The 10,507-nt window shown below is 57.1% G+C and carries 11 protein-coding genes; 8 read left to right on the top strand and 3 right to left on the bottom strand.

Annotated elements, in window-relative coordinates; all coding sequences use genetic code 11:
- The first annotated feature begins 164 nt into the window (after positions 1 to 164).
- The 7 genes from ACNQQL_RS24975 (at position 165) to ACNQQL_RS25005 (ending at position 6,316) form a co-directional block, all read left to right on the top strand.
- A complete protein-coding gene (locus ACNQQL_RS24975; protein WP_204422475.1) occupies positions 165 to 1,403 on the top strand; it encodes a Crp/Fnr family transcriptional regulator in 1,239 nt (412 codons plus the stop codon).
- Between the two features lie 13 nt (positions 1,404 to 1,416).
- A complete protein-coding gene (locus tag ACNQQL_RS24980) occupies positions 1,417 to 2,181 on the top strand; it encodes a flagellar motor protein (protein WP_347066415.1) in 765 nt (254 codons plus the stop codon).
- 39 nt (positions 2,182 to 2,220) lie between these two features.
- On the top strand, positions 2,221 to 2,880 hold the full coding sequence (locus ACNQQL_RS24985) for an OmpA/MotB family protein (protein WP_347066417.1): 660 nt from the start codon (positions 2,221 to 2,223) through the stop codon (positions 2,878 to 2,880).
- Between the two features lie 157 nt (positions 2,881 to 3,037).
- Positions 3,038 to 4,900 carry a methyl-accepting chemotaxis protein gene (locus tag ACNQQL_RS24990; RefSeq protein ID WP_347066419.1) on the top strand — a complete coding sequence of 621 codons (1,863 nt, stop codon included), beginning with the start codon at positions 3,038 to 3,040 and terminating at the stop codon, positions 4,898 to 4,900.
- Between the two features lie 98 nt (positions 4,901 to 4,998).
- The gene (locus ACNQQL_RS24995) at positions 4,999 to 5,364 is read left to right on the top strand and encodes a hypothetical protein (RefSeq protein WP_347066421.1); all 366 of its coding nucleotides are present in this window, start codon (positions 4,999 to 5,001) and stop codon (positions 5,362 to 5,364) included.
- Between the two features lie 15 nt (positions 5,365 to 5,379).
- A complete protein-coding gene (locus ACNQQL_RS25000) occupies positions 5,380 to 5,787 on the top strand; it encodes a hypothetical protein (RefSeq protein ID WP_347066425.1) in 408 nt (135 codons plus the stop codon).
- Positions 5,788 to 6,049: 262 nt separating this feature from the next.
- Positions 6,050 to 6,316, top strand: a complete 267-nt coding sequence (locus tag ACNQQL_RS25005; RefSeq protein ID WP_347066427.1) for a hypothetical protein — start codon at positions 6,050 to 6,052, stop codon at positions 6,314 to 6,316.
- 122 nt (positions 6,317 to 6,438) lie between these two features.
- On the opposite strand, the gene ACNQQL_RS25010 is transcribed toward ACNQQL_RS25005, so the two are convergent.
- Positions 6,439 to 6,771 carry a hypothetical protein gene (locus ACNQQL_RS25010; protein ID WP_347066429.1) on the bottom strand — a complete coding sequence of 111 codons (333 nt, stop codon included), beginning with the start codon at positions 6,769 to 6,771 and terminating at the stop codon, positions 6,439 to 6,441.
- Between the two features lie 301 nt (positions 6,772 to 7,072).
- Here ACNQQL_RS25010 and ACNQQL_RS25015 point away from each other — a divergent pair, with 301 nt between their 5' ends.
- Positions 7,073 to 8,353 (top strand): hypothetical protein, encoded by a 1,281-nt coding sequence (locus ACNQQL_RS25015; RefSeq protein WP_347066431.1) that lies wholly within the window; start codon positions 7,073 to 7,075, stop codon positions 8,351 to 8,353.
- A 295-nt stretch (positions 8,354 to 8,648) separates the two neighbouring features.
- Here ACNQQL_RS25015 and ACNQQL_RS25020 read toward each other — a convergent pair whose 3' ends face one another.
- Together ACNQQL_RS25020 and ACNQQL_RS25025 are read right to left on the bottom strand one after the other, a co-directional pair.
- Positions 8,649 to 9,581: a DUF4435 domain-containing protein gene (locus ACNQQL_RS25020; RefSeq protein WP_347066433.1), complete on the bottom strand. Its 933-nt coding sequence runs from the start codon at positions 9,579 to 9,581 to the stop codon at positions 8,649 to 8,651.
- Between the two features lie 2 nt (positions 9,582 to 9,583).
- Positions 9,584 to 10,507: AAA family ATPase (locus tag ACNQQL_RS25025; RefSeq protein ID WP_347066435.1), on the bottom strand; the 924-nt coding region annotated here is incomplete at its 5' end.

A 10,507-nucleotide genomic window follows, 5' to 3' on the forward strand; every position in this document is an offset into this window, starting at 1 on the left:
CAATCCGCAAACGTTTTACCTTGATTCCGGGTTAAACCGAGTGCGAATTCCCTAAAGGATGTTGAGCTCGATGACGTAAACGAGTCACGGGGACGACTCGCGACACGCATGCTTTCGACGTGCGGCGCGCAGTCTGCAACATTCAGCGCAGCAGGGGAATCGACGTGAATCGTCAGCAATCGTGGACGCGTACAGCGGCGCCCGGAGAAATCATTTACTCGGAGGGCTTCGCGGGCGAGCCCGTGATCTTTCTGATCACCGACGGCAAGGTCGAGCTGTCCACGCGGTGCGACGACAAGCGCGTCATCGTCGCGACGCTCGGCCGCGGCGAGTTCTTCGGCGAATCGGCGCTGCTCGCCGCCGAGCCGCGTGCCCATACCGCGAAGGCGCTTTCGTTCTGTCAGCTCACGGTCGTGCCGGCCGGCATGCTCGATGAAGAAATCGAGCGCGTGTCGGCGCTGCTGCGCCATATCGTGCGAACGATGATCCGGCGCGTGAAGCGCAAGGACGACCAACTCGCGACCTACACGCACGCGGACTTCATGCCCGGCGTGCTGTCGTATGCGCATGTGCTGTCGCTGATGGCCGGCGCCGATGCGCGCGAATCCGGCGACGGATGGGCGCGCCGGCCGATGCAGGCCCATGCGACCGAAACCTCGGTGCCGCTCGCCGAAGTGATCCGCAAATGCCGCGCGATTGCCGGCCATTCGCGGCCGCACGTGCTCGCGATGCTGCGGCGCATGGAGAAGCTCAATCTCGTCACGATCGAAGCCGCGCAGGCCGACCATGTCGGCGGTGCAGCCGACTATGCGGCTTCGTCGGACGCGCGCCAGGTCGTCACGTTCGATGCCGCGCGCGTGATCGATCGCGCGCAGCAGGTCGCGGACCACGATCTCGACTTGTCGATCAACAGCGAACTCGAGCTCATCGAACTGGCCGATCTCGAATCGTTGATCGGCGTCGAGAAGACGCTGTTGCTCAACAAGCTGTCGAACGGCGAGATTGCCGACGAGGTGTTCGCGTTCCGCAAATCGAAGGTGCTCAGTTACGTCGAGCAAAAGGGCGTTGCGTACTTCTCGCGGCGCAACGCGCGTCGCGGCGGCGACGTGCGCGCGCTGGAGGATCTCGTGTGGGTCGACCAGCGCACGCTGTTCGACGTGATCAGCACGTTCGATACGTACGATCTCGCGAAGCTGATCGCGAACCTCGACGATCGCGCGGTGGCCGACAAGCTGTTTTCCGTGATGACCGAGGCGCGGCGCAACGAGGTGTCGTGGGTGATGCGCCGCGAGCTCAAGCTCGATCCGATCGAGATCGAGGATATCGAGCAGCGCGTGCTGGATGCCGTGCGCGCGGCCAAGGCGCCGGCGACGGGCGCGGCGTCCGTGGCGTCGGATGCGTGACACGGGGAGGCGTATGGATCTGTTGACCTTGGCCGGTGTGGTGCTGGGCGGCGCGGCGATCGTGTTCGGTTTCGCGCTGGAAGGCGGGCATTTTTCGATGCTGTTCCAGTTCGAGGCGCTCGTCATCGTTCTCGGCGGCACGCTCGGCGCGGTGATGATCCAGAACACCTCGGCGCGGTTCTTCGACGCGGTGAAGCAGTTGCGGCTCGCGTTCGTGCGCGCGAGAGAGGTCGATCGCAAGCACCTGTCCGACCTGCTCGAATGGGGCGACCGCGCGAAGCTCGACGGGCTGCTCGCGTTCGAATCGATGGACGTGAGCGGCATTCATCCGTTCGCGCGCCGCGGGCTCGAACTGCTGGCGAACGGCGTGTCGACCGCCGTGCTCGAGGATGCATTGCAGCGCGAACTCGATGCATACGAGCGCAGCCGGCTGGCCGCCGCGCGCGTGTGGCAGCAGGCCGGCGGTTATGCGCCGACGTTCGGCATTCTCGGATCGGTGCTCGGGCTCGTTCAGGTGACGAGCCATATTCTCGAACCGGCGCAGCTCGGGCCGGGCATCGCGGTTGCATTCATCGCGACGCTGTACGGGCTGGCGTTTGCGAACCTCGTGTTTCTGCCGCTTTACGGCAAGCTGCGCGCGCAGATCGACAGCGAACTGCGGTTCCGCAAACTGTATCTCGACGGATTGCTGGCGATTTCGCGCAAGGAGTCGCCGCATACGATCGAAACGCGGCTGACCGGTGATGTGCGCGGGCGTGCGGCCGAGTCGCTTGCGTGATGTGCTGAGTATGCGGTACGACGAACAGGGATCTTCGGCATGACAGCCCGAACTGATGGCACGACCGCCGCCGATCGCGACCACGACGAACTCGAAGGCACGCAGTCCGGACGCTGGCTGATTTCGTACGCGGATCTCATCACGACGCTGATGGTGCTGTTTCTCGCGCTGTATGTGCTCCAACTCGCGAAATACAACGCGCTCGACGCGCGATACCAGACGCTCGCTCGACATGTCGGTGGCGCTGCGAGTGCCGCTGTGCCCGAACGTGCGCCGGCCTGGCTTGCGTTGCTCGATAAGTTGAAGGCGAACGGCCGGATCTCGCTGGTGAAGGCGCCGCACGGCGTCGAGATCGGCATCGACGCGAAGATCCTGTTCAATGTCGGCGATGCGCGCTTGCTGCCCGATTCGGCGCCCGTGCTGAACCAGATCGCGCAGGCACTGAGCGAGCACACGACCGGCGACATTCTCGTCGAAGGGCATACGGACAACGTTCCGATCGCGAACGCCAAATACGAATCGAACTGGGAGCTTTCGTCGGCGCGCGCGGGAAGCGTCGTGCGCTACCTGACCGTGCGCGGCGTGGCGCCGCACCGGCTCGCGGCGATCGGGCGGGCCGATACGCAGCCGCTCGTGACGGGCGACGATACCGCTGCGCGGGCGCGGAATCGGCGCGTGACGATCTTCGTTGCGTATTGATTTGCTTTGATTCTGCGCGTATAGGCGGCCGCATATGCCCGCCTGTCAACGACATAACAAATCTCGCATGATAGACATCTGAAATCTGCGATGCGCTTCTGCGCGTGCATGCCGATAACTCAAACTGGCTCAGACCGAGCGGTTACCGAGGGTTCCCATGCATTTCTGGCGCAAGCTTTCCATTCAGAACAAGCTGATTCTCAGCATGACGAGTTGCCTGCTCGTGTTCGTCGCGATTTCGAGCGGACTGAGCATCCGCCTGATCGGCAACGCGGTGCGTGACCGCGTCGTCCGCGAAGAGTTGCCGACGGCAGTGAGCGGCATTCGCGCCGACGTGCAGCGGCAGATGGCCGGGCCGATCGCCGCGTCGCGTATTCTCGCGCGCGATGCGTTCCTGCTGCAATGGGAAGCCGACGGCGAACCCGATGCCGGCACGCGCAACTGGATCCAGCTTGCGAAGAACGTGAAGGACGAGCAGAAGGCGGCGTCCGTGCAGGGGGTGTCGGTGAAGAGCGGCAACTACTACAACGAAGCCGGCCTGCAGCGGAAGGTTACCGACAAGGATCAGTGGCTGACCAGTTTCCTGTCGTCCGGCAAGGCGTTCGACGTGAACATGGATCGCGAGGTGACCGTCGGCGGCTACATGATGTTCATCAACAGCCGCGTCGAACTCGACGGCGTGCCGGTCGGCGCGGCGAGCATGAGCCTGTCCGTCGATGCGCTCGCGAAGGGTATTGCCGCTTACCGGATCGGCGAGACTGGATTCGCGTATCTCGTGCGTCCCGACGGCGCGATCATGATGCATCGCGATACGTCGCTGATCGACGGCAAGCATTTCCTGAAGGATCAGCCGGGGCTGCCTGACGATGCGTCTTCGACGCTGCTCGCCGGCAAGCCGTATGCGTACCTGAGCTACAACGGCGACGGCGGCGCGCGTTTCATCGCGACGTCGTTCATTCCGGAGTTGAATGCGTATGTCGTCGTCGAGGTGCCGCAAGCGGAACTGCTCGGGCCGGTGACGCGTGCGATCCGCAGCGCGGCGCTGGTCGCGGCCGTGGTTGGGCTTGGTGTCGCGCTGCTCGTGATCTGGCTGGTCGGGCGCGCGATTGCCGCGCCGATTCGGCGTGCGGCTACGTTGCTGTCGGAGATTGCGAGCGGCCAAGGCGACCTGACGCGCCGGATGATGGTCGAGAGCCAGGACGAGATCGGGCAGTTGTCGGATGCGTTCAACCGGTTCGTGTCGTCGCTGTCGACGCTGGTTCATCGGATTCGCGCGGCTTCGGCGTCGATTGCGACTGGGTCGGCGCAGATTGCTTCGGGGAATGCGGATCTGAGCGAACGCACCGAAGGGCAGTCGAGCAACCTGGAGCGGACGGCTTCGTCGATGGAAGAGATCACGGCCGTGGTGCGGAACAACACAGAGACGGCGACGACCGCCGCGAAGATGATCAACGGTGCTTCGGATGCGGCGGCGCGCGGCGGGCAGGTAGTGGGTGAGGTGGTGAGCACGATGCAGCAGATCAGCGATGCGTCGCAGCGGATCTCCGAGATCATCGTGATGATCGACAGTATTTCGTTTCAGACGAATATTCTTGCGTTGAATGCCGCGGTGGAGGCGGCGCGGGCGGGGGAGCAGGGGCGTGGGTTTGCTGTCGTTGCTTCGGAAGTGCGGAATCTGGCGCAGCGCAGCGCGCAGGCGGCGAAGGAGATCAAGGCGCTGATCGAACATAGCGCGGGGACGGTGAATACCGGGTCGCGGTTGGTTAGTGAGGCGGGGAAGGTGATGCGGGATGTCGTCTCGCAGGTGCAGGGCGTTAGCGCGATGATGAGCGAGATTGCCGAAGCGAGCCTGGAGCAGAGCGCCGGGATCGATCAGATTGGGGATGCGGTGCAGTCGCTCGATCAGATGACGCAGCAGAATGCGGCTTTGGTAGAGGAGAGCGCGGCGGCGGCCGAGAGCTTGAAGCAGCAGGCGGCGGAATTGACTAAGCTCGTGTCGGCTTTCAAGGTGGATGAATAAAGTCTGCGTCGCGTTTTCTAATGAGGCGTTTCTGAGGGACGGCTGCCGTGGGGGCACGGCAGCCGTTTTACGTTCGGGCTTGGGGACGTCATACGAGAATGAAAAGCATTTCCAAACTAAAAGTTGCTGTGGGGGCGGTTGTGCTCCTGGCTCTGATCGCTGTTGTCGGGGCGAAGGCGATTACGTCGCCGACCGATTCTTATCTCGCGGATCGGAAGAAGGCTGCCGAGACGGTGAATGCGGCTCGGATGGAAGATCGGGCGGATCTGGACAAGAAATACACCGCCGAGTTGAATGCGAAGCTGGTAAAGATTGTCGGGACGGTCAAGGCGAAAGGGTTTTCCGGGAAGGTGGGGAGTACCGTGCAAAGCGTTGTCGCCGATGACGGGATGACGCCTGGGCCAGATGGGCTGTTCTTCAAATCGGATTACGGGAAGGCGAGTCTTCTTGTGACGATTGTTTAACTTTCGAAGGCTTGGGTGGCGACGGCGGATGCGGGGCTCAAGTCGACGGATGATGTTGCCGTTATCTTCGATAACGAGACGTTTTATACGAACGTGTTCAGTGATGACGCTGCGGCATTTCGATTTGCCGAGTTGCCGGTGAAGTGGAAGCCGACTGATGCGGTGGTGAAGGCGTTGGTGCTGGGGGGAAGCCAGGATGGGGTGCCGGACGGGCCGAATACGCTGGCGGTGGCGGTCAGGCAGGGGGAGCGGGTTTATGTTCTCTGGACAGCGGTGACGGTTCCGGGGATTGTGGCTTGTGGGGCGGGGCGAGTGGCAGAGGAACAGCGGCAGGAAAGTTTTGCGAAGCACCTGCCCGAGCAGAAGACCTATTCGCGGCTTGTGATGGAAGCGCAAGCAATGGCGGATGAAGTCGTTCAGTAGGGAACGGTTCGCCGACGCAATCAGAGCGCGTTGGGAATGCACTTGATTGCCGCCATAGGCTTCAGTTGCGCGGCTTGTTGCATTACAGGGAGGCGATGTCTTGGATAGGCTAATTTGGCAACTTGTCGCTGGATGCTGTTTGCTCTGTGCGTGCAGCAGTGCGCCGAAAATCAATGACGAGTATCTTGGCCATTCAAGAACGGATCTGCATTCCGCTCAGCGTGCTCGGACGTTCGTTTTTGTAGAAATCAATGAATCAATCATGCCTATCGAGCGGGGACACAAGTACGAGGATCCGCTCGATGACACGCTGAAAAAGGCCAATCTAGGCGAAGTCACGGGCGGTGGCAGCAATCTCTCGAAAGATCACAAGATCGAGTGGGTGGGCGTTGACGTTGAACTCACTGACCTCGACGTTGGACTGCCTTTCTTGAAGCAAAAACTCATTGAGTTGGGTGTGCCGGACGGCAGTGCACTGGAATATCGTGTGCAGGATCGATCCGTCACGGTACCTATTCGGAGCAACTAGGCGACAGCGCAACTCGGACCGCTTGCAGATCGGATGGGACTGAACGGGGCGCTTTCAGTCAGTAAGAGTCGATCGACAGCGACTCAATACTTGCGCGGTGATTGAAAAGCCGATGCTCCGGCTCAGTTGGCAAAAGGGTAGACCTCGCCTTCGTCGCCCCGGACGGCGGCAGAGAGCGCGGCCGCCAGATGAAAGGCAGCCGCCATCGTCGGATCGGTTGAGGGCATATTCGAAGGCGCATTGAAACTGGCATGGCCCCTGTTCCAGCTAAAGGTCCTGATCCATTTGTCACCGACGAGGACAGAGACATTCCCGGGTTTTCCCGGAATCGAAATCCTTTCGCCAGTAAGCGGGTTCACAGACGTGACCGCGCTCTCGTCCTGCCCTCGGATCGCGTCCAGCCATTCATCCAGAGAGACGGGCGGATTACGTTCGATGTGAAGTCCATAAGCCATGGCTGAGACCGGAGCGGTGGAGGGAGGATTACGCTAACACGGACAATCGGTTCCGAGAAAACTGAGTGGCCGCAGTGGGTCGACTACGAAAGTTCGAGGCTCAGTTGGGGCGATCGAACGCTGATCGGCGATGAATTTCCGGGTTCGGCCAGTTCCGGCCACTCGACACGGACGCTGATGTCGCTGACAATCAACGGGCAACTGCAGCCAGGCCATTCCAGGATGCGGCGCGCAGAATTCACTGCTATTGCTAAGCAAGCGGTGAACAGTCGTTCACACACAACAAACTCCGGAGTTTATTGTGACGCTAGAAATGGAACATCGAACCGCAGACGTCTACGGGATTGGGCGAGAGTTGCCGCTCAACTATGTATCTCGCAAAGCTGTGGATGAACACTTTATTGCGAATCTCACGCGTGACAAGCACATCATCATATACGGCAGTTCCAAGCAAGGTAAAACGTCTCTTCGCAAGCACTGCCTTCAAGACGACGATTATATTGTCGTCCACTGTTCTAACAAGTGGGGCATAGCAGACCTTCACTCTGCGATCTTGAAGCGTGTCGGTTATGAGGTAACGCAATCGGCCACGCGTACGACCTCTGGTCGAAACAAGATCGTCGCGGCATTCAAAGCTAAGATTCTTGGGGTTGGGGTCGAAGCATCCGGTGAGAAGGAAGAGTCAAAGGCGGATGCAATTACTACTGCCCCACTTGAGCTGGATCCCGAAGATGCGAACGACATCATTTCCGCCTTAAATGGATTTTCCAAGTTCATTGTTTTAGAGGATTTTCACTATTTACCCATTGAAACGCAGAAAGATTTCTCGGTGGCGCTCAAGGCATTCCACGAGCAATCAAAGCTCTGCTTTATTATCGTCGGGGTCTGGTTGGAGGAGGGACGTCTCACCGTCTATAATGGCGATTTGACTGGGCGTGTCGTCGGCGTTAATGCTGATAAGTGGACGAATGATGAACTCCGCGAGGTCATTGCCAGCGGGGAGGCGCTGCTCAATATTTCCTTTTCAGATTCTTTTAAAGATTCGGTAATTAAAGATTGCCTGGACAGCGTTTATATTGTTCAGGAGGCTTGCTATCAAGCGTGTATGAAGGAAGGTGTCAGTGCCACTCAGGAGAAGTTGCGCCAAAACATCGGAAAGGATCTAGATGTTTCCGAGTTGATCAGGGATGTTGTAAATCAACAGACTGGCCGATACAATTCGTTCATCACGCTATTTGCAACCGGTTTCCAAGAAACCACTCTGCAAATGTTCAAGTGGCTTCTGTATCCCGTTCTTACAGAAGAGGTTGGCGCACTGGAATCTGGCTTGACTTATCGCCATTTGCGCGATGTGCTGCGCAAGCATCATCCGGAAGGAGTTGCGCTAAACCTTGGAAACCTCACTCAGGCGCTTCAGTCCACAGCTTCGCTGCAAGTTAAGAAAGATATAAAGCCAATCGTGCTCGATTATGATCAGACGAACCTCAAGCTCAACGTAGTTGATCGGGGTTTTCTCATCTGGCTCGGGAATCAAGATCGTAAGGAACTACTGGAACTCGCGGACATCCAGGTGGGTTCGTAGCGAGCGCGATGAGACAATTCAGACGTCTGGTTTGATTATCTTGCATCTTTGAGTGACCTCTTGGTGTCGAGACGGATGACTGCTGTGGGTCGGCTTCGGCCGACCGCATCAGGCGGCAGTCGGCCGCTTGTGGACGTTCGGAGTAGTCGACTAGATCGTCCGCAATCGTCATCCCACAACGTCATTTCGCGTTCTCTGAGACCGCAGCGCGGACCACGCCACGGCCTTCAGCGAACGCTGCAGTGTTCTGCATCTAGTCGACATTAGAGCACCTTTTAATCGGTCCTCGTAATCATTAACCGCAACCTAGGAACGCAGATAGCCCACTCGGACATGCTGCACGTGGGACAAGGCTATCGAAAGAGAAATTACCTTTAACTCCGTAGTCAGGAAGCGGCACATCTCCAAAGCAGACGGACGGATTCGCTAGCCGGTCTTGGCGCAACAACGTCAACCACTTCACAAAAAAAGAAAGCGCAAACTTTCCTCTATAGCGCTCAGTTGGCTCAAGGGCTTCAAACTCGCCACGCCAACGAGCGGCTTCCTCGTCGGTCGGCTCCCGCTCTAGCTTGACAATCTCGTGAATTGGTCTGTCGATTGCGGTTACCCCGTTCAAGCTGACATCCGCAATCACATTTATCCCCATGGGCAAATCTTCAATTCGCTTTATTTTTTCTCGGGCCGCAAGGAAGATGCGAAAATTCAACTCTTTCGTAACGGTTAAAAATTTTTCGTAAGCGATTTTGAATATATCAATAATCTTCGTCCGAGCCGCCAAATATCCATTGCAATGAAATTCTATTTTAAGAAGTTCATCTAGCAATTTATCGCATACCAAGTAGTTCTCGATCGAATATCTGTCTGTCATAAACAGTTTGTCATGAGGGACTCTGCCTTGTATGTCGTCAAAATCTCGATCGACGAAGAAGTAAACGCGATCGCCTAACCCTGTCAAATCACGTCGCAGCGAATCAAAAAGCTGCAAATTTGCATGCTTTGTTTCCGAAACGTAAGGTTCGTATTTCAATTCTCCGTCAATTCGCCTAACCCAGTGATCGTAAGCTATCTTGTCGTCGCGCCCCTCGTAGCTAAATATTTTTACATCATCAGGAATGGCTGATGAAAATGCTGCAAATTGACTCTTTTCTACCACCGCCAAATTCACTGAATCTTTGATTTTTTTGAAATAACGATCCCTAAAGACATCCTCTGAAATATTGCGATCCATTTTTAAACCTCGCCCTCACCGAGATTCAAATCCCCATCATTCGCGTCACGCTTACGTGTAGGCGCGATTCTAAAGCGTAGGGAACCCGCAAAAGGCTCCAGTTCATTGTTGAAAATAAAGGGGGAGTGAGTGATTGCAATCACCTGCCGGCATGTCGGCGCCCTTAGCACATCAGGCAATATTTGACGCTGCCAATCGAGCGAAAGCGACAACTCTGGTTCATCAATAAGTACTATCTTGGGGTCGGGATAAAGATATAGTCTCGCAAATAGCGACATCATTTGCTTTTCTCCAGACGACAGCGATTCCAGCGGCACGTCGTCGCCCGTCGCTACGCTCTTCACCGTTACTTCAAGGGCCCGTCGATCGAAATCGAGTCTCTTACTATCGAAAGCATTTTCCGGCGGCGAAGTATACTCGTCAGTTGACTCGTCATTTCCCGATAAATATTTGTTGCAGCTACTTATAAAAGCCTGAACAAGCTCCTCGTAACCTCGAGTTTCCAAAATTACCGAATTCAACTGATTCAGGAAATAAGTTAAAAATGGGGCCGAATCTTCCGGTATATCTCCATTATAAATCGGATCCAAATTTGGGGGCGCAAAAAAACTATAGGGTCCGCGACGAAATTCTCTTGATGCATCTTTGATTCTCGAAAAAAATATGTCAAGCGATTCGCGAGATGGATATTCCGTTGTGGCGCTATTCGCGCTGTCGCGATATTTGCCAGATATCAAGTCATTGATAATATTTGCGCTGACCTTGCCATAGCCTTGATTGGACGTGTACAGCATTTCCGAATAGATTGCCCCTAGCAGGCTGTTGAAAAACGCCTCGTCTTGATCACGAGGTCGCTGCGCAAAAGGATTTCGTATGCGATTGGCTGCTGAGTTGGCGACGGATCGTCGAAGCTGGACCGCTCGCGA

The organism is Burkholderia sp. LFS061, assembly GCF_047978125.1.
GTDB lineage: Bacteria > Pseudomonadota > Gammaproteobacteria > Burkholderiales > Burkholderiaceae > Burkholderia > Burkholderia pyrrocinia_C.